Raw genomic sequence first — 23,796 nt, 5'->3', positions numbered from 1 at the left:
CTCGATGCTGGACATCCCCCTTCGGGTTGGGTGGGCAGATCGAGCATCCAGTATCGAGCATCCGCAGAATACGAGTCGTTCCAGATTCGTCGTTCTGCTGTTATCCTCCGCGTCCGATGAGCGAAGGATCCTTGACCCAGGACCGCATCTTCCGCTTCTGGCTGCCGCTTGCAGCCACCTGGCTGATGATGGCGGTCGAAGGACCTTTTCTCGCCGCCGTCATCGCTCGTCTGGCCGAGCCCACCTACAACCTCGCGGCCTACGGGGTCGCGTTCTCACTCGCCTTGGTGGCCGAGGCGCCGGTGATCATGCTGATGTCCGCGGCCACTGCCCTGGCTCGGAACCGCCGGTCCTACATCCGGCTACGCACGTTCACCCTCGTGCTCAATGCTGCGGTGACCGTTGCGATGGGTGTGATCCTTCTCCCTCCGGTTTTCAACGCCATTGCGGACGGGCTCATCGGGCTTCCAGCAGAGGTAGCCTCACGGACCCACGTCGCTCTTCTGATCCTCCTCCCCTGGCCCGCCGCGATCGGAAGTCGCCGGCTCTACCAGGGAGTGCTCATCAGGTCCGGTCTCACGCGGCGGGTTGCCTACGGAACGGTGATTCGCCTTGGCGCCATGTTCGGCACCGCCTTCACGCTTGCCCGCCTCGACCTCGTCGAGGGCGCCTCGGTCGGCGCGGCAGCTCTTTCAACGGGGGTGATTGCGGAAGCGATGACCAGCCGCTTGATGGTGGCCGGCGCTCTACGAACCCTGCTGGGCACCACCGGAGATGCCACCGGTGCCGCAGCGAGCTGGGCCTCTCTGACACGGTTCTACTACCCTCTCGCTCTCACCACCCTGCTGAGCCTCGGCATCCATCCGGTCGTGACCTTCTTCGTCGGCAATTCTCGGATGTCCCTCGAATCACTGGCCGTCCTGCCGGTGATCGGTTCGCTGGTGTTCATCTTCCGAAGCCTCGGGCTCGCCTACCAGGAGGTCGTGATCGCCCTGGTCGGAGACGAGCAGGAGGGATACGTCGCGCTCCGTCGCTTCGGGTTGTTCCTGAGTTTTGGCGTGGCTGGAGGGCTTTCGGTCATCGCCTGGACACCTCTGGCCTCATTCTGGTTCGAGGGGATTTCGGGTCTTGCCAACGAGCTCGCCACCTTTGCGCTCCCCCCGACCCGGATCCTCGCGATCATGCCGGGCCTGACTGCGCTGCTCAGTTTTCAACGCGCGGTCATGGTGGTCCGAAACACCACCAATCGCATTACGTGGGCAACCATCGTCGAGGTCGTCGTCGCCGTGCTGATCATGGCTGTGGCCATCACGATCTACGATGCAATCGGCGCGATAGCCGCCGCAGCGGCGCTGTTGATCGGACGGATCGGCGCGAATACCTACCTCGCTCCGGCGATGCGGGCTTGAGGCCTGGGGCTTTGGGCTTGACGGCTCGACGGCAGAACGGCCCGGCGGGCCAACAACCCAACGTTCGAACCGCCAGTAGGCGCGGTGAGCCGTCCTGCCGTGGTCGGGCGGGTGGGGGAAGCCGTTGGGCCATGGGTGGGTGGGTTGGCGGGCTTTGCGCCTCTGCGTTGAAGGATGGGAGGGTGGTTGACGCTTCACGCTGAACTCTCATCCGTTATTTCGGGATCGGGATCGGGATCGGATTCGTTATCATCTGAGATCGCGAAAGGAGCAAACATGGAATATCGCTTTCTCGGTGCTTCGGGTCTCAAGGTCTCGGCTCTCAGCTTCGGCGCCTGGGTCACATTCGGCCCGCAAATGGACGAATCCAAGGCTGCAGAGTGCATGCACGCGGCGTGGGATGCCGGGGTCAACTTTTTCGACAACGCCGAGGTCTACGCCAACGGAGTGGCCGAGCAGATCATGGGTGCGGTGCTCGCAAAATCGGGGTGGAAACGGTCTGACTACGTCATTTCGACGAAAATCTTCTGGGGCGGTGAAGGGCCAAACGACCGCGGACTCTCGAAAAAGCATATTTTCGAGGGTACCGATGCGGCCCTGGCGCGACTTCAGCTCGACTACGTCGATCTCGTCTTTTGCCACCGTGCCGATCTCCACACCCCGGTGGAGGAGACGGTTCGCGCAATGAATCACCTCATCGACCAGGGAAAAGCCCTCTACTGGGGCACCAGCGAGTGGCCGGCCGATCGCATTCTCGAGGCCTACCACGTCGCCCGGCGTGAGCGCTTGGTCCCGCCGCTGATGGAGCAGCCGCAATACAACCTCTTCCACCGCGATCGGTTCGAGCGCGAGTATGCACCGCTCTACGATCGCATCGGCCTCGGCACCACGATCTGGTCGCCGCTCGCGAGTGGTCTCCTCACCGGCAAGTACAGCGACGGCATCCCCGAGGGCAGCCGCAGCACGCTCGAAGGTTACGAGTGGCTGCGCTCGAGACTCGAGGGACCAGAAGCCGAAGCCAAGATCGCCAAGGTGAAGGAACTCACCGTGATCGCCAAAGAGCTCGACTGCACCATGGCTCAGCTCGCGATTGCCTGGTGTCTCGCCAATCCCAACGTGAGCACGGTCATCACCGGCGCCTCGCGCGTCGAGCAGGTGCGCGAAAACATGAAGGCGTTGGACGTTTTCCAGAGCCTCGATCCAGAGATCCTCGACCGCATCGAGGAGATCATCGACAACAAGCCCGAACCGGAGCCCGACTGGCGTTGACCGCACCCCGGGGATCCTGCGCGCGAGTTGGAGTTCCAACTGAGAAGGTCTTGAAGTGGCCGAGCGGGACGAATCTCAATATTCGAAAATCCTATATCCATGGTCAGGCGGTTTGACGAGCGGATCGCCTACCGAGAATTTTTCTCACGATCCCTTATGCGCGATGAGGCGGCGTTTCCAACCTCTTACTCAGGCATCCGCCGATTCTGTTGACGGCCTGAATTCGCCGCCGTAGCATGGAACGGCTTTTGAAGCATCGATAGCTGCAGCAGCGGAAGGAGGTTCGATGTGATCCCCAAGAATCGCAGACGCGTTCTTCTGGTGGCGGCGATGGTTCTGGTGGCGCCGGCTCTCAGCTGGGGCTCCGGATTCGCCCTCTTCGAGGTCGGCGGCCGGCAGGCCGGTATGGCCGGTACCATGGTCGCGGTGGGCGACGATCCTTCGACTCTGTTCTGGAATCCGGCCGGTATGGCCTTCCAGACGGATGAGGGGGTTCAACTACTCTTCGGCGGCGCGTTGATCTGGCCCGAGCAGACGTTTTACGGGTCCTCGCCGTATCCCGGCGAGGGTTACGTCGCGGAGCAGGTGGAGCAGACCTTCTTTCCACCACACGTCTTTCTCGGCATCCCGATCAATGATCGTCTCGAAATCAGCGTTGCCCTCATTACCCCGTTCGGACTGGGTACCGAATGGGAGGACGATTTCCTCGGGAATTTCATCGCGAAGAAGACCGATCTGATGGTCTTCGACGCGGGCGTCAGCCTCGCCTACCAACTGAGCGAGAACTTCGCGTTTGGAGTCGGCGTCGACTATATGATGGCGACCATCGAGTTGTACCAAAACGTGGGTCTCATCAACCCCTACAACCAGCGACTCACGGAAGTGGCCCAAGCACACCTCAAGGGCGACGGGATCAACTCGGACTGGGCGTGGAACGCCGGCATTCTGTGGAAGATCGGTGGTGGTTTCAGTTTCGGCGCCTCCTACCGCTCGGAGTTCAAGATCGTCGGTGACGGCCTGGCGACGTTCACCCAGATGCCGACCGGATACCCGGATTTTGACGGGCTCCTCGGCACCGTCTTTCCGTTCGAGGACGAAGTCCCTATCGAGGCGTCGATCGCCTTCCCCGACTTCTGGAATGTAGGCCTGGCCTGGCAAAACGAGAGGTTCATGATCTCGGGCCAGTACGGCGTCATGGGCTGGTCCGTGTATGAAAGCCTGCCGATCACCTTCCCGGAGAACCCGGAGTTCGACACGGTCCAGGAAGAAAATTGGGAGGACGCATACCAGTGGCGCGTCGGTATCGAGCTACGGGCCAGCCAACACTGGGATCTTCGACTCGGTTACCTCGAGGACGAAACGCCGCAACCGGTCGAAGCCATGTCCCCTATGCTCGGTGATGGGAGTCGCAAATCCTACATGGGAGGGTTCGGTTACCACTCCGACAGCTTCCGGTTCGATATTGCATACGAGTACGTCAAACTCGAGTCTCGGTCGACCGGTGGCAATCAGCACGATGGCTTCAACGGCACGTATGAGGGCAACTCGCCGCTGCTCCACATGAGCATGGGCTTCAAGTTTTGAAAAGGAGGACGCCAATGAAAAAGACAATTCTCGCAACCTGTCTGGTCGCCCTCCTCGCGCCGCCTGTCGCGGCGCAGGTCGACCTCACGAATTACGTGGCCCTCGGTGACAGCATGACCGCGGGCTTGGCCTCGGCCTCGCTCATGGACTGGTACCAGGACCGCTCTTTCCCGGCGGTGTTGGCCCGACAGGCTGGGGCAAGCACCTTTGAACAACCGTATATTTCCGAGCCGGGCATTGGACCGATGTTGGAGCTCGTCAGCCTGGCTCCGGCTCCCGTGATTCAGCCGGTAAGTCTCGAACCCGGCATGCCCTACAACTACGAATACCCCTACCCCTACAACAATCTCGGCATTCCGACCGCGACGCTTTACGACATGATCTTCCAGACCGGCGACCTCACCAACCTCGAGCAGGGCAACTTCGACACCGTCTTCTTCGATATCGTCCTCCGCAACGGGATCAACACCGCGCTCGAATTCGCCATCGGGGCGCAGCCCACCTTCATGACCGTATGGATCGGCAACAACGATGTGCTCGGTGCGGTGATCGCCGCAACCGCCGCCGACGGTATAACCATGACGCCGGTCGAGCTCTTCGCCGGGCTCTACAACAACGCCATCGGCGCCCTGGCGGCCAACACGACGGCCGACATCGTGCTTTTCAACCTGCCTTACTCCACCCAGACTCCCTTCGTTACAACTGTCGATCCCTACGTTGACATCCCCGACCTGGGACGCTGGTACCTGGTCGCCGATACCGGGCCGCTGACCGACGGCGACTTCGTGACCCTTGGCGCGAGCGCGTTGATCGCCCAGGGTTACGGCCTGCCCGGTGGACCGCCGCTGCCGGACGATCTCGACTTCCTCACCGGCGAGCCCGGTGTGGTATTGCGGGCCGCCGAAGTCGAGGCGATCGACGCGCAGATCGACGGCCTGAACGCTGTGATCGAAGAGACAGCAGCCGCCTTCGGCTATCCGGTCTTCGATGCCAATGGCCTTTTTGCCGGCCTCGCGAGCGGCGAAACCGTACCGACGTTCGGTGCAACGACGACACTTTCGACCGATTTCCTGCTCGGTGGCATCTTCTCGTACGACGGCCTTCACCCGCAACGCATCGGCTATGCGCTGCTGGCCGATGAGCTGATCCGGTTCATCAACACCGAGTTTGGAAACCAGATTCCGCGCGTCGATATGGGCTCGGTGCTCTTCGAGGGTGATTGGCAGTCCACAGGCGTCTCACCGCGCAAGGTCAAGGAAGTCGTCATGTCGAAGGAGGCTTTCAAGACACTCAACGATCTCTTCGTACCGAAGCTCGAACGGACACCTCGAATTCGCCGACCGAGTACGGACCGATCGGATCGTCCACGCGGCGACGTGAGGCGCAAACCGGTAGGTCGACGCTGACACCAATTCGGAAAGAACTCGCCCGGGTTTTCACCCGGGCTTTTCTTTGGCACTTGAAGCATCCGATCCGCGCAACTGTGTTTCACCGCAGAGGGGAAGAGGGGCGGAGGAGAAAAGGAAAATTCGCCTCTTCCCCTCTGCTCCTTTTCGCTTTGTCGGCCTAGTGAATGTAGTCGTCCTTTTTGCCGTCGATCACATCAAACCGTCGCTTCCGCTTGAGGTTGTCGAGGCGCCGTTCGAGGATGAACCGTTCCGCTCGCTTGCGCCAATCGTGATAGACGCCACCGGCACCGCCAATCTTGAGGCCCGAGTAGGTCAGGAACACGGCCATCGAGATGCCGCAGAAGCCGGCAAAGTCCTTGGACTCGAGGAACCCGATGAAGGCGAAAAGAATCTCGAGCCAGAGAAACCACCTGGCCTTGAGCGGCAACACGAAGAAGAGCAGAATCGTCGCCTCTCCCCAGAGAGTGGCAAAGGCGGCGATCACGATGGCGAGCAGAATCCGTTGGCCCTGCATCAGCTGGAACGCACCGAAACCCGCCGCACCGACCCCGGCCAGGTTCTGGAACAACTGCACCGCAACCGCGACGATCGCCGCGCCAACCGCTGCTCGCACCAATAAGAGCCAGAAGCGCTGCCGACCGAGGCGCCAAAAAACATCCCGGCCGAACCAGAAGAGGATCAAGAGCGAAACCAGGAACCACAGGCCGGATCTCCCGAATCCGACCGCGGGATAGGTGAAGATCTGCCACACGAATCCGCGAAAAACTGCGGGCGTGAGCCTCAGGATCGCCGGAATTGCGGCCGTCGCCTCGAAAAACTGGAGCGAAAACGTGACGAAAAGGGCGACCAGGATGCCGACGAGGTCCTTTGGCACAGGCAGGCCGGATCCTGCGAAACCACCAAACGCCACACCACCCTTTTGTTGTTGTCGATAAATCAACCAAACCTCCGCTCGCGAATGGTATCAGCCCATCCCAACCACCTGTTCAGATTTGCGTTTCCGCACTGAGTATTGAGTTCGGACCGACCCTTTGGAACAGATCGGGTGGCGTCTCAACCCTCAGAAGGCAACAGTCAAAAAATCAGTCAAATTCCGGGAATATGATAAGACTATACTCAGGTTTAGGATAATACACGCGTTCAGGGGCTTGACCCATGGGACGCGGCGTATCATCTTGAACACACGGTGGTGGGAGCACACCACAGGAGGCATTCATGACAGAAATCACGACCCTGCCGGTCATACCCCTGCGGGAGGCGGTCCTTTTCCCCGAGGTCACGTCGCCCATCGCTGCCGGACGACCAGGAACCCTGCGTGCCATCGAGGCCGCTCTGCGTACCGAAGACAAGCAGATTTTCGTGGTCTCCCAACGGGAAAACCTCGAGGAAGTCACACCAGAAATCCTCTACAACATGGGAACGGTCGCGACCATCGGACCGGTCCAGCGCGGACCTTCGGGGATGCGGCTGCTGCTGAACGGCGACTACCGAGCGGTCGCGGTGCGCTACGAGGAGCAGGACGAATACCTGGTGGCATCCGTGCACCCTGCGGAAGAACTACCGCCGATCGACTCCGAGGCACCCGCCTTCACCGCTCTCTATCACGAGACTCGAGAGCGGGCCGCCGAGCTTGGCCGCCGGGCCGGCATGCCCAAGGAGGCAGTGCAGCAATTTCTCGCCGAAACGACGGAACCAGGACGATTTGCCGACCTCGTTTCCGGTCATCTCGATCTCAAACCTGCGGAAGCACAGAAGCTGCTCGAAGCATTGTCGGTGGAAGATCGGCTCCGCTCCGTTCTGCTCCTCATTCAGAAAGCCGTCGCAGTTCTCGACGCGCGGGAGGACATCAAGTCCCAGGTCCAGGAGGAGCTGGGTGACCGTCAGCGGGAAATGTTTCTTCGGCAACAGCTCAAGGCGATCCAGCGCGAGCTAGGCGAGGACGGCGGTCGCGAAGACCTCGAAGGGCTGCGCCAAAAGGTGGAAGCTCTCGAACTTCCGCAGGCTGCTCGCAAGGAGGTCGACCGCGAACTCGGGCGTCTCGAACGCATGGGGCCCGAAGGCATGGAGGCCCAGGTCATCCGCACCTATCTCGAAACCATCTGCGAGCTGCCCTGGACGGGACGCTCCGAAGAACGGATGGACGTTGCGCGAGCGGCGGAGATCCTCGAAGAGGACCACTACGCCCTTGGCGACGTCAAGGACCGGATTCTCGAGTTCCTGGCGGTCCGGATTTTACAGAAGAAGGCCGAACAAGCGGAGGCCGATGCAGAGCTCTTCGAGGTGGAGGAGGAGTCCGAAGAACCTTCGATCCACGACACCGCGAGCCGAAACCCCATCCTGCTCTTCGCCGGGCCTCCCGGAGTCGGGAAGACCTCGGTTGCGAAGAGCATCGCCCGCGCGATGGACCGCGAGTATGTGCGCATATCGCTCGGCGGCGTGCGCGACGAGGCCGACGTGCGGGGCCACCGTCGCACCTACGTCGGCGCCATGCCTGGCCGAATCATCCAGGGCATGAAGCAGGCAGGCTCGAAGAACCCCGTCTTTCTGCTCGATGAGGTCGATAAGCTCGGTGCGTCGTACCAGGGCGACCCGGGTGCAGCGTTGCTCGAAGTTCTCGACCCGGCCCAGAACGACAGCTTCACCGATCACTATCTGGGCGTGCCCTTCGACCTTTCGGATGTGCAGTTCATCTGCACCGCCAACTACCTGCAGAACATCCCGGGCCCGCTGCAGGATCGTATGGAGGTGGTCGAGTTCGCCGGCTACACCGAAGCCGAGAAGCTCGAGATCGCCAGGCGTTACCTGACACCGAGACAGATCAAACAAACCGGACTGACCAACGGGCAGATCGTCATCACGGACGACGCCGTGCACGAGGTCATTACCGGCTATACGCGCGAGTCGGGCGTGCGCCAACTCGAACGCGAGATCGGTCGCCTCGCCCGCAAGGTGGCGCGCAAGATTGCGGCGCAAGAGCTCGAGTTCGCCGAGATTTCAGCCAAGGAGGTCCATGAGCTGCTCGGCCGGCCCAAGGTCCACCCCGAGCAGGCGGCGGACAGCGATCAGATCGGCGTCGCAACCGGGATGTTCTACACCCCGGTCGGTGGCGACATCATGTTCGTCGAAGCCTCGCCGATGGCGGGCAAGGGCAACCTCGTTCTCACCGGACAGCTCGGCGACGTCATGAAGGAGTCCGCACAGGCTGCCTGGACCTATGCCAAGGCACACGCCGATGAACTCTTCATCCGGGACAAGGCATTCGAGCAGGATGTCCACATCCACGTGCCGGCCGGCGCCATTCCGAAGGACGGGCCATCGGCCGGAGTCACCATGGCTACCGCTCTGGTGTCGGCGTTGTCCGGGCGACCTGCGCGCAACGATGTAGCGATGACCGGGGAGATCACCCTCTCCGGACGTGTTCTGCCGATCGGCGGCGTCAAGGAAAAGATCCTGGGTGCAGTTCGCGCGGGCATCACGACCATCGTCCTGCCAAAGGTCAACGAAGCCGACCTCGAAGACCTGCCGGAGGAAGTCCGGGACCGGCTGACCTTCCACATGGTGGAAGAGCTCGGGGAGGCGCTCGCACACACCCTGCGTGGCGGCGAGTTCCGCGAAGGCAGGCTGCAGTTCACCAACTCGGATCCGAAGAAGGGGTCGTCCCCCGGCCTTCAGCACTGATCGAAGTAAATTGAGAATTGAGAGTTGAGAGTTATCCCCCGCCCACCCGCCGCCTTGTGAGGGGCGGGCGGGATCTCTCAACTCTAAACTCCTAATTCTTAACTATTTCGACGCGATCGATTTCGACGTAGCGCTCAATGGGATCGACGACGGTGGGTGGTGGGTTTTCGAAGTCGAGCTCGTAGGTCCGGTCGTCGGCGGTGCGGACCGGTTCGCCCGACGGATCGAAGACGTGATTGCCCGCCCCGGCGAACTCGCCCCCCCCGATCGATCCGGCGATACAACAGCCGAGTACCCAGAGCTGGTTCTCGGCCGCCCTCGCCTGCAACAGAGTGCTCCAGATGTGGTCGCGCCGCCACGGCCACCAGGCCGGCACGATGAGCGCATCGCAAAGCGCCCCGAGCTTGAGCGCGCGCGCCTGTTCCGGAAAACGGATGTCGTTGCAGTTCATCAAACCGATGCGAAGATCCCGCCACTCGAACGCCACGTAGCTGCCGCCAACTTCCCACAGCTCGTCCTCGCCGTTGGGCTGAAAGAGATGAACCTTGTCGTAGAAGGCGAGCTGGGACCCTCGCGTCCACACCGTGACCCGATTATGCCGGGCCTCGCTGATTGACCCGAAGACGAACAGCGCACCCGGCACTGCATTCGAAATCTCCTCGAACACCTCCCTCGCCTTCTGCGGATCGAGCGGCCGCGAATACCCCGTCAGGAAGAGCTCGGGAAAGACGACGATTTCTGCGCCGCCCGTTGCCGCTCCAACAGCCTCTTCTCGAAAACGGTTCAGATTCGATTCGACATCAGTGCAGACCCAACGTGAAAGGTGAATCTTCATGGGGGACATTTCACCACACTCGAGCTTCCGCTCAGCCTTTCCGATCCCGCGCCCGTTCCCGATTCCACTCCCGAATATCCCCCTGCAGCAGCCGGCAGGTTCAATCCAATAGGGTTATTCAGCAGATTTCGCTGCCGATTCTCGGACCGTCAACCCGCCCGGCTCCAATTCATATTGTCTGCCCGTTCCAGATATCGTCGGGAGCGGGAGCGGGCACGGGATCGGGATCGACGGGGGAGGAATATGTTCACCGTTTTCACGATTCTAGAAGGTGCCGGCGTGAAACCGGGTCTCAACGAGGCGGGGTCGGCGATATGAAGACGTCACCGCGAGCATTTGTCGCGTCGTATCGAGGGGAAGATGGCAACCCAGGACAAGCTGATCGAGGATTTCGCGAATCGCGAGTACGAGCACGGCTTCGTCACCGAGGTCGAGCAGGAGACCCTGCCGCCCGGTCTGGACGAGGATGTGATCCGCCAGATCTCTGCCCGCAAGGAAGAGCCGGAGTGGATGCTGGAGTGGCGGCTCAAGGCCTACCGGCACTGGCTGACCATGGAGGAGCCGCGCTGGCCGAACGTGAGCTATCCGAAAATCGACTACCAGGCGATCTCCTATTTTGCAGCTCCCAAAAAGCAGGTCGAGAGCCTCGACGAGGTCGCCCCGGAGATCCTCGCCACCTATGAAAAGCTGGGCATCCCCCTCGAGGAGCAGAAGATTCTCGCGGGCGTGGCGGTCGACGCGGTCTTCGACAGCGTCTCTGTTGCAACCACATTCAAAGACAAGCTGAACGAGCTCGGTATCATCTTTTGCTCCTTCTCCGAGGCGGTTCGCGAGCACCCCGAGCTGGTGCAGAAATACCTCGGCTCGGTGGTGCCAACCACTGACAACTTCTTCGCCTCTCTCAACTCGGCGGTCTTCTCGGACGGCTCCTTCGTGTACGTTCCCGAAGGCGTACGCTGCCCGATGGAGCTCTCGACCTACTTCCGCATCAATGCCGCCAACACCGGGCAGTTCGAACGCACGCTGATCGTCGCCGACAAGGGTTCGTACGTCAGCTACCTCGAAGGCTGTACGGCGCCGATGCGAGACGAAAACCAGCTGCACGCGGCAGTCGTCGAACTGGTCGCCCTCGAGGATGCAAAGATCAAGTACTCGACGGTTCAGAACTGGTACCCCGGCGACAAGGAGACCGGCGAAGGAGGGATCTTCAATTTCGTTACCAAACGGGGCATCTGCAAGGGCGACCGATCGAAGATCTCCTGGACCCAGGTCGAGACCGGTTCCGCCATTACCTGGAAGTATCCGAGCGTCATCCTCAAGGGCGACGACACGGTGGGCGAGTTTTACTCGGTGGCGTTGACCTCGGGCTACCAGCAGGCCGACACCGGTTCAAAGATGTTCCACCTCGGCAATAACACCTCATCGACCATCGTCTCGAAGGGCATTTCGGCTGCCCGGGGGCAGAACACCTATCGAGGGCTGGTCAAGGTCGGAAAGAAGGCGTCCAACGCCCGCAATTTTTCGCAGTGCGACTCGATGCTGATCGGCGACCGCTGCGGAGCCCACACCTTCCCGTACATCGAGATCGGCAACCCCTCCGCTCAGGTCGAGCATGAGGCGTCCACCTCGAAGATCGGCGAGGACCAGATCTTCTACTGCAATCAACGCGGCATCGAGACCGAGGATGCGGTGTCGATGATCGTCAATGGCTTTTGCAAGGAGGTCTTCCGCGAGCTGCCGATGGAATTCGCGGTGGAGGCTCAGAAGCTTCTGGGTGTGAGCCTCGAAGGCAGCGTCGGATGACCACTCCGCTCCCGATCCCGTACCCGACGTGTGGCATGGAAGGCAGTTTTCGGGATCGGAAGAACGATTCATTTGTTACGGAGAACTCATGAGCCTACTTGAACTGAAAGACCTCCACGTCTCAGTGGACAGAACAGAAATCTTGAAAGGCATCGACCTCACGGTCAATCCCGGTGAGGTGCATGCCATCATGGGCCCCAACGGTTCAGGCAAAAGCACTCTCGCCAGCGTGCTCGCCGGCCGTGAGGAGTACGAGGTCACCGGCGGCGAGATCCGCTACGCTGGCCAAAACCTGCTCGAGCTCGACGCCGAAACCCGCGCCCGCGAAGGACTTTTTCTCGCCTTCCAATACCCGGTCGAGATTCCAGGCGTCAGCAACACCTACTTCCTCCGCACCGCACTCAACGCGATCCGCACCCACCGTGGCGAGGAGGAGATCGACGCGATGGATTTCCTCGAGCTAGTTCGAGAAAGGGCCAAGGTGGTCAAGCTCGACGACTCGCTGCTCAAGCGCCCGGTCAACGAAGGTTTCTCGGGCGGCGAGAAGAAGCGCAACGAGATCTTTCACCTCGCGGTGCTGGAGCCGAAGTTGGCGATCCTCGACGAGACCGACTCCGGCCTCGACATCGACGCCCTGAGAATCGTCGCCGACGGCGTCAACTCGCTGCGTAACACGGAACGTTCCTTCGTCCTCATCACCCACTACCAGCGCCTGCTCGACTATATCGAGCCTGACTTCGTCCACGTCCTGATCAACGGCCGCATCGTGAAATCCGGCGATCGCGAGCTCGCCCTCCGGCTCGAGGACCAGGGCTACGAGTGGCTCGATCTCGAGCCAGCTCAGGCGGCGGGCGCATGACACAGACGACTGCTTTTTCGGACGCTCTCGACGCAGCCGCCGCTCTGCCGGCGCCAGAGCTGTTACAGGGGCTGCGGCTCAAGGGCCGCGAGAGCTTTGCGGAACAGGGCCTGCCGAACAGGCGACAGGAAGCCTGGCGATTCACGCGCCTCACAGGGATCGGTGATACAGATTTTGTCGCTCCCAGAGCGGTCGCACCCCGCGTGGATGTGACTCAATGGCAGCTCGCCGATGCCCACCTGTTGGTCTTCGTCGACGGCATTTCCTCGCCAGATGTATCCCAGATCGGCGATCGTCCAGACGGCGTGGTCGTTTCCAATCTCGTGATCGGCGCCACCTCGGGATCAGAGACCGTTGCCCAGCACCTCGGGAGCCTGGCGCCCCTCGATCAACATCCCTTCGCAGCGCTCAACTCCGCTCTCATCGCCGACGGCGCGTTCATCCACCTGCCCACCGGCGTCGAGCTGGAGCGCCCGATCCAGTTGATCTTCGTCTCCGGCACCGATGCGCGACCAACCCTCAACGCGCCTCGAATCCTGATTGTCGCCGAGGCTGGCAGCCGGGCAACCGTGGTCGAGCATCACGTCGGCAAAGTTTCTTCCCTCAGCTGTCCGGTAACCGAGGTGGTTCTTGCCGAGAACTCCACTCTGGATCACGTCATCGTCCAGGAGGAACACCCATCGGCCCACCACCTGGCGGTGCGCCAGGCTCGACTGGCCGCCGGCAGCCGATACTCCGCCCAGGCGATCTCTCTCGGCGGTGCGTTGGCTCGCACCGATATCGGTGTGGTGCTCGAGGGTGAAGGCGCGAATGCATCCCTCGACGGCCTCTATCTCGGAGATGACAAGCAACAGGCCGACACCCACCTGACGATGCGCCACGCCTCGCCAAACTGCGAGAGCCATCAGCTCTACAAAGGCATCCTCGGCGGTCGAGCCAAAGCGGTCTTCAACGGCCGGATCATCGTCGACCAGGACGCCCAGAAGACTGACGCCAACCAGTCGAACCGAAACCTGTTGCTTTCCGAGGACGCGGTCGTCAACTCCAACCCGCAGCTCGAAATCTTTGCCGACGATGTCCGCTGCACCCACGGATCCACAGTCGGTCAGCTCGACGAGGAGGCCGTCTTCTACCTGCGCTCACGCGGCATCGGTCGCGACGAGGCGGCCCAACTCCTGACGCTGGCCTTCGCCGGCGAGATCCTCGACCGCATCCCGGTAACCGACCTTCGGCAACGCCTCGAAGACGTGGTCGCCGAACGCCTCGCTGCGATGACCGACAAGGCGAACTCCGAGTGACCATATCAACCGCGACCGCGGCCGGCGCGACGACCCTCGATGTCGAGAAGATTCGTTCCGACTTCCCGGCGCTCCACCAGGAATCGCACGGTCACCCACTCGCGTATCTCGACAACGCTGCCACAACCCAAAAACCGCGGGCAGTCATCGATGCCGTTCGCAGCTTCTACGAGCGTGATTGCTCGAACGTGCATCGAGGCGTTCACCTGCTGTCGCAACGTGCCACGGTCGCCTACGAACAGGCCCGGACAACGATCAAGACTCACCTCGGGGCGGCCGACAGTCGCGAGATTGTCTTCACGCGTTCGACCACCGAAGGCATCAACCTGGTCGCCTGGAGCTTTCTTCGCCCCCGACTCGAGGCTGGCGACGAGATCCTGATATCCCATATGGAGCACCACTCCAACATCGTGCCCTGGCAGCTTCTGTGCGAGGAGAAGGGCGCCAATCTCAAGGTGATCCCGATCGACGACGACGGGGACATCGTGCTCGATGAGTATGAGAAGCTACTGTCAGAGCGCACCAGAATCGTCGGAATCGTCCACGTCTCCAACGCCCTCGGAACGATCAACCCGGTGCGCGAGATCATCAAGATCGCCCACCACCGCGGCGTACCGGTTCTGGTCGACGGTGCTCAGGCGCTGCCTCATCTATCGGTCGACGTCAGGGACCTCGACTGTGACTTCTTCGTCTGTTCGGCCCACAAGGCCTACGGGCCGACCGGTATCGGCGCTCTTTACGGCAAGCGCGAGCATCTGCTCGACATGGTGCCCTATCAGGGCGGCGGCGACATGATCCTGTCGGTGAGCTTCGACCGCACCACCTACGCCGAGCCACCTCACCGCTTCGAGGCCGGCACGCCCAACATCGAAGGCGCAATCGGCTTCGCGGCTGCGCTGATGTATCTCGAGGATATCGGGCTCGACGCGGTTGCCGCTCACGAAGCCGAGTTGCTGGCCGCCGCCACCGAGGCGGTGCTCGAGGTGCCCGGCGTCCGGCTTGTTGGAACGGCTCGCGACAAGGCGTCGGTCCTGTCCTTCGTCGTCGACGGTATCCACCCTCACGATATCGGGACCATCCTCGACAGCGAGGGCGTCGCCGTCCGCGCCGGCCACCACTGCGCACAGCCGGTGATGGCTCGCTACGGATTGTCGGCGACCGTGAGGGCTTCATTCGCTCTTTACAACACCGAGCGCGAAATCGACGCACTCGTGACAGGGCTGAAAAAAGTCCAGGAGGTCTTCGGCTGATGTCCGACATGCGCGAGCTCTACCAGGAAATCATCCTCGATCACAACAAGAAGCCGCGGAACTGCTACGTCATGGACTGCGCGACACGAACTGCCGACGGCCACAACCCGCTCTGCGGCGACACAGTCAAGGTTTACCTGCGGATCGAGGACGGGGTTATCGAGGAGATCAGCTTCCAGGGTGAGGGCTGCGCCATCTGCACCGCCTCGACCTCGCTGATGACCGAATCGGTCAAGGGCAGGTCAGTGGCCGAGGTCAAGGAGATCTTCGACGGCTTCCATGACATGCTCACCGGCGTCGCCAAGGAGCAGGGGGTCGAACTCGGCAAGCTGCAGGTCTTCGAGGGCGTGCGCGAGTACCCGGTCCGAGTCAAGTGCGCCACCCTCGCCTGGCACACGCTCAACGCTGCTATGGATGGCGACGACGAGTCGGTGACAACAGAATGAGGAATGAGGAGTTAGGCATTAGGAATTACGGACGCCCTTCGGGCGTCGTGACTCCCCGCCATCGTCTCGGGTTTGTGGGCGGCATTCCTAATTCCTCATTCCTAATTCCTAATTCCTAATTCGGGATCAGCACGACAATGAGTTCTACCCTGCGCGATCAAATCATCGGCGTTTTGAAAACGATTTTCGACCCCGAGATTCCCGTCAACATCTACGAGATCGGTCTGATCTACGAGGTCAACGTTGATGACGAGGCCAACATCCACGTGCTCATGACCCTGACCTCGCCGATGTGCCCCGTTGCTGAAAGCCTGCCGCCCGAGGTCGAAGAGAAGGTAGCGGCGATCGAGGGTGTCACATCGGCCACGGTCGAGATCACCTGGGACCCGCCTTGGGACCCGGACATGATGTCCGAAGCCGCCAAGCTCGAGCTCGGCATGTTTTGAATTCGGATTTCGGAATTCTGAATTCGGAATTCTGAACTCTCCTCACCATCGCGCGTCACGAGTGGGTGGCCCTTCGACTTTCTGATTCTCAATTTCCAATTAGAGGCTGCGGTGTTTTAATAGTCATTCAATGAACACGAAACAGTTCAAACTTCGGCTCTACGGCCACCGAGGAGCACGCGCTCGTCTACCGGAGAACACCCTGCCGGCCTTCGAGCGGGCGCTGGCGGACGGCGCGAATGCACTGGAGCTCGATGTCCACCCGACGGCGGACGGCCACTTCGTGGTCGCACACGACGATGATGGCCAGCGAATGGCCGGCGTCAGCGAGCAGATCAGAACCTGTACTCTGGCCCAAGTGAGGAGTTGGAATGTAGGGGCCGGGTTCGAGTGCGCCGATCTCGTCGACCATAGCGTGCCGACCCTGTCGGAAACATTGGAGGCCTTCCCGGACGTGCCGATGAGCGTCGACCTCAAGCCGAACGATCCCCGGGTGGTTCCCGGCCTGCTCGAGGTAGTGGCCCGGCACAACGCTGAGCAGCGAGTGACGCTGGCAAGCTTCAGCACCCCGGTCGTCAACCGAATCCGCGCACTCGGCTATCCGGGGAGAACGACCCTGTCGAAGCAGGAAGTCGCGTTGGTTCGTTTTCTCCCTGGCGCGTTGGCGAAACGCCACATCAAGGGCGATGCCGCTCACATCCCGGTGGCAAGGGGCGGAATCCGACTCGATGGCGGGTCGTTCATCAGACGTTGCCGGGATCTCGGTCTACGGGTCGAATACTGGGTGGTGGACGATCCAGACGAAGCGCGCCGGCTACTGGACCTCGGAGCGACCGGAATCATGAGCGATGATCCGGCGCTGATCGCGCCGGTTTTCCATGATCGCCGCTGATCCGCCCGTTCGATCCCGCACCCGATCCCGATGGCCAGCCAAAGGACTCACTCGCCTCTTCATTCGGTCGGAATCGGGAGCGGAATCGGGAGCGGATAAGATACGGGCGTGGGAAAAGTCAACGAGCCTCGAGGCGAAACCGACCCAGATGCCGGGATCTGGCGGGGGAAATCGGTCGCTCGGGTAGCGAAAAGCCCGGACGGTATGATCATCCTTGTCGGCCGGACAGCCCGCGACAATGATGTCTTGTCACTCAAGCTCGCGGCCCCAGGAGACTTCTGGTTTCACGTCGCCGGCGAGTCCGGCTCGCACGTCGTGGTTCGTAACCCGGACCGACTCGATGCGCCGCCGCGCGAAACCAAGCGCTTCGCCGCCGCGTTGGCCGCCGCATACTCCAAAGCTCGTCGCGGCGGCAAGGTTGCGGTCCACATGGCGCGCGCCGGGGACGTCAGCAAGTCGCGTGGCCTCGCACCGGGCAAAGTCCGCCTGCGGCGCTTCACGACCATATATGCCAGACCCCGACGGCTCGATGAGGAGGAAAAACCGTGAAAGCGTACGGATGTCAGAGCATGGTCGATCCGCTTCGACGGGTCCTGGTTCGACGCCCCGACGAAGCCTTCGGAAATGCGGACCCGGATCAATGGCATTACATATCGCAGCCCAATCTCCCGGAAGCGCAACGAGAGCACGACGATCTGGTCGCCACACTCCGCCAAGCGGGCTGTGAAGTGCTCTATCACGACACCCCCTTGCCCGAGCTCGCCGACAGCATCTTCACCCATGACCCGGTGATCATCACCGACGAGGGGTCGATCATCCTGCGCATGGGCAAGAAGCAGCGGCGCGGCGAAGAAATCGCGATCGGAGCGACTCTGGAAGAACTGGGAGTGCCGACCCTTACCACCCTCGAAGGCGAGGCCACAGCCGAGGGCGGCGATCTCATGTGGCTGGACCACGACACCCTGGCCGTCGGCCGCGGTTACCGGACCAACACAGAAGGTCTGCGCCAACTCACCGCCGCTCTCCGGCCGCTCGGCGCCGAAACCCTCGAGGTGCAGCTGCCGCACGGAGACGGACCCGAATCCTGTCTCCACCTGATGTCGTTCATTTCCATGCTGGACCTCGATCTGGCGGTGGTCTATCTCCCCCTGCTGCCGGTGCCGTTCGTCGAGGCTCTCGCGGAACGTGGCATCGACCTGGTCGAGGTCCCCGACGAGGAGTATCCAACCATGGGCCCGAACGTGCTCGCCCTGGCGCCGCGAAAGTGTCTGATGATCGAAGGGAATCCAGTCACCAGGAAACGACTCGAAGCCGCCGGCTGCGAGGTGCTCACTTACCGCGGTAAGGAGCTTTCACTCAAGGCCGAGGGCGGAGCCACGTGCCTCACGCGGCCGATTCTGCGTTCACACATTTGAACGCCTAACGTTTGACGTTTGAACGTTCGACGTTGCAACGTTCGAACGATTCACGACCAAAGGTCCACGCCGATCTTGGCGGGTGCGCCCGGGACCTCCCGCACCAGCTTCGGCACCAGGTAGCCCGGCAGCCTCGCGGTCAGCTCCCCGTAGAGGTTCTTCGCCGCCTCGTCCGGCACCCGAAAGTGGGCTGCTCCTTCTACCGCGTCCAGCATGTGGAGGTAGTAGGGCAGCACGTCGGCGTCGAAAAGTGATTGGCTGAGGTTCGAAAGCACATCCGCCGTGTCATTGACGCCTCGGAGCAGCACCGCCTGGTTGAGCAGGATCGCTCCGGTCGCAGCCAGCGCGGCAAGGGCGCGCCGCACGTCATCATCGATCTCGTTGGCGTGGTTGACGTGCACCACGACGATTGCCGGCACCTCAAGGCCACCAATCCAGGTCGTGAGTCTCGTGTCCACCCTCTGTGGTAATACGATTGGCATCCTGCTGTGGATCCGCAGCCGCCGGACGTTCGGCAACGCTGCCAGCCGCATCGCCAGCACTCCAAGTTCGGTATCGGGCAGGGTCAGCGGATCTCCGCCGGAGAGGATGACTTCGGCGATCGTTGGATCTGCGGCGATCCTGCGGATCGCAGCATCGAAAACCCGTGCAACTGTTTCACGGTCGGCACAGGGAGAATGGCGCCTGAAACAGTAGCGGCAGTGGACTGCACAGGTGCCTGTGACCATGAGCAGCGCGCGCCCGCGGTATTTCTGGAGCACGGCGTCTCGAGGCGGCGACACCAACTCGCCGACAGGATCGGTGGTGAAACCCGGCACTTTGCGATCCTCCTCGAGAATCGGCAGGACCTGTCTCAGCAACGGATCAGCAGGGTCACCTCGCCGCATCCGATCGACGAACGCACGTGGTACCCTGAGCGGGAATCTGCGCAGGGCGGAGGGTATTCCCGTCGGAGTGCCGCCTTGGAGCTCGAGGATCTGCAGCAGCTCGCCCACGTCGGTAATGACATCGGCGAGCTGCTTCCTCCATGCGCCGGTTGACCAGGGGGCTTCATGCTTCCGTTTCATCCGGCTCAGTCTCGCAGCTTCGGTATGATCGGCGCAAGCAAGGAGATCGAAATATGGCTTCCTACAACATGAATCAGGTCAAGGTCGGACTCAAGATCATGGTCGACGGAGACCCGTGCGTGATCGTCGGCACCGATTTCGTCAAGCCGGGCAAGGGCCAGGCCTTCACCAAGGTCAAGTACAAGAACTTCAAGACAGAGCGAGTCAACGAAAAGACGCTCAAGGCATCTGACTCCTTCGAAGGCGCCGACGTGATGGAAAAAGAGATGCAGTACCTTTACACGGACGGACGCACCTGGACCTTCATGGACCAGGAGTCCTACGAGCAGGTCGAAGCCGACAGCAACGCGGTCGGTGATTCTCAGCAGTGGCTCAAGGAGGAGGATCTCTGCATGGTGACCTTGTGGGAAGGCAATCCGATCGTCGTCACGCCCCCCAATTTCGTCATCCTCGAGATCACCGAAACCGATCCCGGAGTCAAGGGCGATACCTCTTCCGGCGGCAATAAACCCGCGACCACCGAGACGGGTGCGGTCATCCGTGTACCGCTTTTCGTCCAGATCGGCGAGAAAATCAAGGTGGATACTCGCACCGGGGAATATGTCTCTCGCGCCTAACGGAACCAACGTTGGAACGTTTCGGCGTTTGAACGTGAGAACCTTTCCTACCGTGAGCATCAATGGTCGACCTGCCGCCTGATTGGCGCCCGACAGCTTCCGAGGATGCTCTCCGCCTTCGCGCCCAGATCCTCGCCAAGATCCGCACCTTCTTTTCCGAACGAGGTGTGATGGAGGTCGAAACGCCGCTCCTCGGCTCGGCCCCGGTCACCGACCTCCACCTCCACGCCCTGAGCTGCCAGTACAGGGGGCCTGGAGCCGCTGACGGCCGCACGCTCTACCTCCAGACCTCACCCGAGTTCGCGATGAAGAGGCTTCTGGCTGCTGATAGCGGTCCGATATTCCAGGTCTGTAAGGCATTTCGTGATGGCGAGGCCGGAAGCCGCCACAACCCGGAATTTACGATCCTTGAATGGTACCGCCCCGGATGGGACCACTATCACCTCATGGATGAAATCGACGCACTGTTGGCGTTTCTCCTCGGTAGTAGATCGTCTGAACGCATCACCTACACCGAGGCCTTCGAGCGCTACGCAAATGTCAACCCATTCGCCGACACGGATGATGCACTTCGGCGACTGGTCGAAGAGTTCGGCGTCGAGAACTTCGCTGATCTGTCGAGGGACGATTTGCTCGACCTCGTGTTGACGCACGTCATCGAACCCAGGCTCGGCCACTGCCAGCCGACGATCATTCATGACTACCCGGCATCGCAGGCGGCCCTGGCCAGGGTGCGGGACGGCGACCCACCGTTTGCGGAGCGCTTCGAGGTCTTCGTCGAGGGCGTCGAGCTCGCAAACGGCTACCATGAGCTGACGGATCCGGCGGAGCAGCAGCGCCGATTCGAGGCGGACCTCGAGGCGAGAACAGGGCGAGAACTGCCCGAGATTCCGGTAGATGGGCGCCTGCTCGCCGCTCTCGCGCACGGCTTGCCGGAATGCGCGGGCGTGGCTCTCGGCGTCGATCGCCTGCTCATGGTGGCCTCCGGCACCCGCGACCTCTCAAAGGTCGTATCGTTCCCGATCGATCGGGCCTGACTCCTCTCCGCCTCCGACTTCCGTTACCATTGAGTCGTCGTGAACGGAGAATCCCCCCTCTCGCAACGCCACATCCGCTGGGCCGTCTTCATTGCCGTGATCGCTGTCTTCGCCTGGCTGGTGATCCGCGACGCGTGGCTGTGCGATGACGCCTTCATCACCTTCAGGGTGGTCGACAACATTCACAACGGCTTTGGGCTCCGATGGAACGTTGTCGATCGTGTTCAGGTCTTCACCCACCCGCTCTGGTGTCTTGTACTGGTTGTCGTCGGCGGCGTCTTTTCGAATCTGCCGCTGGCCGCAATATGGCTATCCGTCTTCCTTTCGATCATGGCCTTCGCCCTCATCGTGCCCAGACCCCACCGCAACGAGCTCGATCTCGTGCTCCTCGCGCTGTTGATTCCGGCCTCGAAGGCAGTGGTGCAGTTCGCAACCTCCGGTCTCGAGGGCCCTCTCGCCTATCTCCTGCTCGTCCTGTTGATCCTGGCGTGCGGAGGCCTTCGACCCGAATGGAGTCGTTGGGACCGCTGGGTGCCCCTGCTGGCGGCCACCGTGGTACTGACCCGCCAAGACTTCGTGCTCATCGTGGCCCCTCTTTGCATTGCCTGGGTGTGCAGGAAGGGCATCCGTCGGGCAACGGTACCGGTGGCCGCAGCAGCAGCAGTCTTCGCCCTCTGGGAGACCTTTTCGTTGGTCTACTATGGCAGCCTGGTCCCGAACACCGCGCTGGCAAAACTGAACACGGGTCTGCCGTTCTTCGGCAGGGTCCTCCAGGGGCTTCAATACGCCGTCGACTTCGTTCTCCGTGACCCGGCCGGGGCGGTCGGGCTTGTCACCTGCCTCCTCATCCTGATCGTTCGCCGCGGGGATCTCCAAGCCCGTCTGGCTGCCGCCGGAATTGTCCTTTACCTGGTCTACATCGTCATCATCGGCGGCGATTTCATGAGCGGGCGGTTCTTTGCGGTCCCTGTGTTTCTCGCCGTGGTCGAGTCGATCCGCGCCAACGGTAAAGAGGAGAGGCCGCTGTCCGACAGATTCCCAGGCGTGTGCGCCGCAGCTGTGATCCTGGTCTTCTTTCACGTCATCGGATTCGACGGGTTTGTGAGGGACAACATCAGCCGCAACGGAATCGCCGACGAACGACGAGTCTATGCGCCTGCACTCTCCCTCGCGGCACTCCACGACGGCCGCCCGATCCAAAGGGTTTCCTGGGTTCGCGCTGCGCGGGGGCTCGGTGAGACCGGCCATTCGGTCATGCGGGCGATCGCGGTTGGAGTGGTCGGTTACTACGGCGGGCCGAACGTTCACGTTCTCGACGTCAACGCCCTCGGCGATCCCCTACTGAGCCATTTGCCTGCGATGTCGGAGTCGAGGATCGGCCATTTCGAACGACGCATCCCGAAGGGCTACGAGGACAGCCTCCAGTCCGGGCATCTGTCGCTCGAAGACCCCGACCTCGAGGAGTACTGCCGGGTCGTGTGGTCGGTGACCCGGGGCCCGGTGTGGTCGGCCTCGCGCGTGGGTCAGAGCATCCGCTTGATCGGTGGCGCCTACGATGAAGCACTCGACACGTACCTCTCGAAATCGGGCAACTGGCATCGCGAGCCGGGAGTCCCCGCTCTCCCACCCCCTGACGCCACAATCGAAATGCTCTTCCTCCCGGAGGAATCGGACTGAAGCGATTTCTTCCATTCCTAATTCCTAATTCCTAATTCCTAATTCAACAAAGCTATACTCCCCCCATGACCCTCACACTGGTCGTCCTGTTCTCGGCCCTTTTCGTGGTGACCCACCTCGGGCTGTCGCACGACCCGATCCGGCACGGTGTGGTGGACACGATCGGCGAGTGGCCGTTCCGAGGACTCTACTCGGTGGTGTCCTTCCTGACCCTCGGTCCGGCCGCGGTTCTCTGGTGGCAGAACCGGCACCTCGGTGCGGTGCTGTGGGAGCTTCCGTTTTGGACCGAGAGGACCATCGCGGGCGTGTTGGTGTTCTTCGGGCTTTTCCTCCTCTTCCAGCTCCTGGCGACACCGAGCCCGGCCGGCATGATGCCGGCCAAGGCCGAGGCCCGCGGCATCCTCCGTGTCACCCGCCACCCGATGAACATGGGCCTCGCCCTCTGGGGCCTGGCCCACCTCCTGGCCAACGGGACAGTCGGCGACATCGCCTTTTTCGGGTCGTTCGTCGTCGTCGGGATCATCGGCCCGTATCACCTGGACGCGCGCCATAAACGGAACAAGGGTGAGGAGTTCACCGAGTTCTGCAAACAGACCTCGGTGCTGCCCTTCGGTGCCATACTCCGTGGTCGCAACCGCCTCGCTCTCGACGAACTCTCGTTCCCGCTCGCTCTCATTTCGACGGCCGCTTTTGTCGCTCTCCTCTTCTTCCACGATCGCTTTTTCGGAGGCGAAATCTTCTAATAGCGATCTACGTCCACAGATATGACACAGATGATCGATTCTGTGTGGATCTGTGCATATCT

21 protein-coding genes are annotated in these 23,796 nt (G+C 61.6%); 18 read left to right on the top strand and 3 right to left on the bottom strand.

The window, feature by feature from the left end:
• The first annotated feature begins 116 nt into the window (after positions 1-116).
• The 4 genes from LJE93_02115 (at position 117) to LJE93_02100 (ending at position 5,668) form a co-directional block, all read left to right on the top strand.
• Positions 117-1,409 (top strand): hypothetical protein, encoded by a 1,293-nt coding sequence (locus LJE93_02115; protein ID MCG6947696.1) that lies wholly within the window; start codon positions 117-119, stop codon positions 1,407-1,409.
• Positions 1,410-1,685: 276 nt separating this feature from the next.
• Entirely contained in the window at positions 1,686-2,678 is a 993-nt protein-coding gene (locus LJE93_02110; protein ID MCG6947695.1) for an aldo/keto reductase, read from the top strand.
• A 288-nt stretch (positions 2,679-2,966) separates the two neighbouring features.
• Positions 2,967-4,262: an outer membrane protein transport protein gene (locus tag LJE93_02105; protein ID MCG6947694.1), complete on the top strand. Its 1,296-nt coding sequence runs from the start codon at positions 2,967-2,969 to the stop codon at positions 4,260-4,262.
• A 14-nt stretch (positions 4,263-4,276) separates the two neighbouring features.
• A complete protein-coding gene (locus LJE93_02100) occupies positions 4,277-5,668 on the top strand; it encodes a hypothetical protein (protein ID MCG6947693.1) in 1,392 nt (463 codons plus the stop codon).
• A gap of 160 nt (positions 5,669-5,828) precedes the next feature.
• Here LJE93_02100 and LJE93_02095 read toward each other — a convergent pair whose 3' ends face one another.
• Entirely contained in the window at positions 5,829-6,611 is a 783-nt protein-coding gene (locus tag LJE93_02095) for a hypothetical protein (protein MCG6947692.1), read from the bottom strand.
• 275 nt (positions 6,612-6,886) lie between these two features.
• Here LJE93_02095 and lon point away from each other — a divergent pair, with 275 nt between their 5' ends.
• A complete protein-coding gene (lon, locus tag LJE93_02090; GenBank protein ID MCG6947691.1) occupies positions 6,887-9,349 on the top strand; it encodes an endopeptidase La in 2,463 nt (820 codons plus the stop codon).
• A 91-nt stretch (positions 9,350-9,440) separates the two neighbouring features.
• On the opposite strand, the gene LJE93_02085 is transcribed toward lon, so the two are convergent.
• Positions 9,441-10,184 (bottom strand): hypothetical protein, encoded by a 744-nt coding sequence (locus LJE93_02085; protein MCG6947690.1) that lies wholly within the window; start codon positions 10,182-10,184, stop codon positions 9,441-9,443.
• A gap of 360 nt (positions 10,185-10,544) precedes the next feature.
• Between LJE93_02085 and sufB the strand changes: the two genes are divergently transcribed.
• From sufB to LJE93_02040, 9 genes are all read left to right on the top strand, one after another.
• A complete protein-coding gene (sufB, locus tag LJE93_02080) occupies positions 10,545-11,987 on the top strand; it encodes a Fe-S cluster assembly protein SufB (protein ID MCG6947689.1) in 1,443 nt (480 codons plus the stop codon).
• Positions 11,988-12,075: 88 nt separating this feature from the next.
• Entirely contained in the window at positions 12,076-12,846 is a 771-nt protein-coding gene (sufC, locus tag LJE93_02075; protein ID MCG6947688.1) for a Fe-S cluster assembly ATPase SufC, read from the top strand.
• Complete coding sequence (gene sufD / locus LJE93_02070) at positions 12,843-14,144, top strand: Fe-S cluster assembly protein SufD (GenBank protein ID MCG6947687.1); 1,302 nt, start codon at positions 12,843-12,845, stop codon at positions 14,142-14,144. The genes sufC and sufD overlap by 4 nt, the downstream gene beginning before the upstream one ends.
• Positions 14,145-14,146: 2 nt before the next feature.
• On the top strand, positions 14,147-15,394 hold the full coding sequence (locus LJE93_02065; protein MCG6947686.1) for a cysteine desulfurase: 1,248 nt from the start codon (positions 14,147-14,149) through the stop codon (positions 15,392-15,394).
• Positions 15,394-15,840 (top strand): SUF system NifU family Fe-S cluster assembly protein, encoded by a 447-nt coding sequence (locus LJE93_02060; GenBank protein MCG6947685.1) that lies wholly within the window; start codon positions 15,394-15,396, stop codon positions 15,838-15,840. The genes LJE93_02065 and LJE93_02060 overlap by 1 nt, the downstream gene beginning before the upstream one ends.
• Positions 15,841-15,977: 137 nt before the next feature.
• Positions 15,978-16,286 carry an SUF system Fe-S cluster assembly protein gene (locus tag LJE93_02055; GenBank protein MCG6947684.1) on the top strand — a complete coding sequence of 103 codons (309 nt, stop codon included), beginning with the start codon at positions 15,978-15,980 and terminating at the stop codon, positions 16,284-16,286.
• A 130-nt stretch (positions 16,287-16,416) separates the two neighbouring features.
• Positions 16,417-17,178 carry a hypothetical protein gene (locus LJE93_02050; protein ID MCG6947683.1) on the top strand — a complete coding sequence of 254 codons (762 nt, stop codon included), beginning with the start codon at positions 16,417-16,419 and terminating at the stop codon, positions 17,176-17,178.
• A gap of 108 nt (positions 17,179-17,286) precedes the next feature.
• Positions 17,287-17,727 (top strand): NFACT RNA binding domain-containing protein, encoded by a 441-nt coding sequence (locus LJE93_02045; GenBank protein ID MCG6947682.1) that lies wholly within the window; start codon positions 17,287-17,289, stop codon positions 17,725-17,727.
• Positions 17,724-18,593, top strand: a complete 870-nt coding sequence (locus tag LJE93_02040; protein ID MCG6947681.1) for an amidinotransferase — start codon at positions 17,724-17,726, stop codon at positions 18,591-18,593. Before LJE93_02045 ends, LJE93_02040 begins: the two co-directional genes overlap by 4 nt.
• Positions 18,594-18,643: 50 nt before the next feature.
• On the opposite strand, the gene epmB is transcribed toward LJE93_02040, so the two are convergent.
• Positions 18,644-19,660, bottom strand: coding sequence for an EF-P beta-lysylation protein EpmB (gene epmB / locus LJE93_02035; protein ID MCG6947680.1), 1,017 nt, complete (start codon positions 19,658-19,660; stop codon positions 18,644-18,646).
• Positions 19,661-19,713: 53 nt separating this feature from the next.
• Here epmB and efp point away from each other — a divergent pair, with 53 nt between their 5' ends.
• The 4 genes from efp to LJE93_02015 all read left to right on the top strand — a co-directional run bounded on the left by efp (position 19,714) and on the right by LJE93_02015 (position 23,734).
• Positions 19,714-20,277, top strand: coding sequence for an elongation factor P (gene efp / locus LJE93_02030; protein MCG6947679.1), 564 nt, complete (start codon positions 19,714-19,716; stop codon positions 20,275-20,277).
• Positions 20,278-20,339: 62 nt separating this feature from the next.
• Positions 20,340-21,314 (top strand): EF-P lysine aminoacylase GenX, encoded by a 975-nt coding sequence (gene genX / locus LJE93_02025; GenBank protein MCG6947678.1) that lies wholly within the window; start codon positions 20,340-20,342, stop codon positions 21,312-21,314.
• A 39-nt stretch (positions 21,315-21,353) separates the two neighbouring features.
• On the top strand, positions 21,354-22,991 hold the full coding sequence (locus tag LJE93_02020) for a hypothetical protein (protein ID MCG6947677.1): 1,638 nt from the start codon (positions 21,354-21,356) through the stop codon (positions 22,989-22,991).
• Between the two features lie 65 nt (positions 22,992-23,056).
• Entirely contained in the window at positions 23,057-23,734 is a 678-nt protein-coding gene (locus tag LJE93_02015; protein MCG6947676.1) for a hypothetical protein, read from the top strand.
• Positions 23,735-23,796 lie beyond the last annotated feature (62 nt).

This window comes from Acidobacteriota bacterium, from assembly GCA_022340665.1.
In the GTDB taxonomy this organism is placed as follows: Bacteria; Acidobacteriota; Thermoanaerobaculia; order Thermoanaerobaculales; family Sulfomarinibacteraceae; genus Sulfomarinibacter.
This window is presented reverse-complemented; position numbering and strand designations above follow the sequence as displayed.

Bases quoted from the DNA above. Each gene is read 5' to 3' on its own strand.
- LJE93_02015 (MCG6947676.1), top strand. From the start codon at position 23,057: ATGACCCTCACACTGGTCGTCCTGTTCTCGGCCCTTTTCGTGGTGACC.
- LJE93_02050 (MCG6947683.1), top strand. From the start codon at position 16,417: ATGAACACGAAACAGTTCAAACTTCGGCTCTACGGCCACCGAGGAGCA.
- LJE93_02060 (MCG6947685.1), top strand. From the start codon at position 15,394: ATGTCCGACATGCGCGAGCTCTACCAGGAAATCATCCTCGATCACAAC.
- LJE93_02110 (MCG6947695.1), top strand. From the start codon at position 1,686: ATGGAATATCGCTTTCTCGGTGCTTCGGGTCTCAAGGTCTCGGCTCTC.
- sufB (MCG6947689.1), top strand. From the start codon at position 10,545: ATGGCAACCCAGGACAAGCTGATCGAGGATTTCGCGAATCGCGAGTAC.
- sufD (MCG6947687.1), top strand. From the start codon at position 12,843: ATGACACAGACGACTGCTTTTTCGGACGCTCTCGACGCAGCCGCCGCT.
- LJE93_02115 (MCG6947696.1), top strand. From the start codon at position 117: ATGAGCGAAGGATCCTTGACCCAGGACCGCATCTTCCGCTTCTGGCTG.
- LJE93_02100 (MCG6947693.1), top strand. From the start codon at position 4,277: ATGAAAAAGACAATTCTCGCAACCTGTCTGGTCGCCCTCCTCGCGCCG.
- genX (MCG6947678.1), top strand. From the start codon at position 20,340: ATGGTCGACCTGCCGCCTGATTGGCGCCCGACAGCTTCCGAGGATGCT.
- efp (MCG6947679.1), top strand. From the start codon at position 19,714: ATGGCTTCCTACAACATGAATCAGGTCAAGGTCGGACTCAAGATCATG.
- epmB (MCG6947680.1), bottom strand. From the start codon at position 19,660: ATGAAACGGAAGCATGAAGCCCCCTGGTCAACCGGCGCATGGAGGAAG.
- lon (MCG6947691.1), top strand. From the start codon at position 6,887: ATGACAGAAATCACGACCCTGCCGGTCATACCCCTGCGGGAGGCGGTC.
- LJE93_02055 (MCG6947684.1), top strand. From the start codon at position 15,978: ATGAGTTCTACCCTGCGCGATCAAATCATCGGCGTTTTGAAAACGATT.
- sufC (MCG6947688.1), top strand. From the start codon at position 12,076: ATGAGCCTACTTGAACTGAAAGACCTCCACGTCTCAGTGGACAGAACA.
- LJE93_02085 (MCG6947690.1), bottom strand. From the start codon at position 10,184: ATGAAGATTCACCTTTCACGTTGGGTCTGCACTGATGTCGAATCGAAT.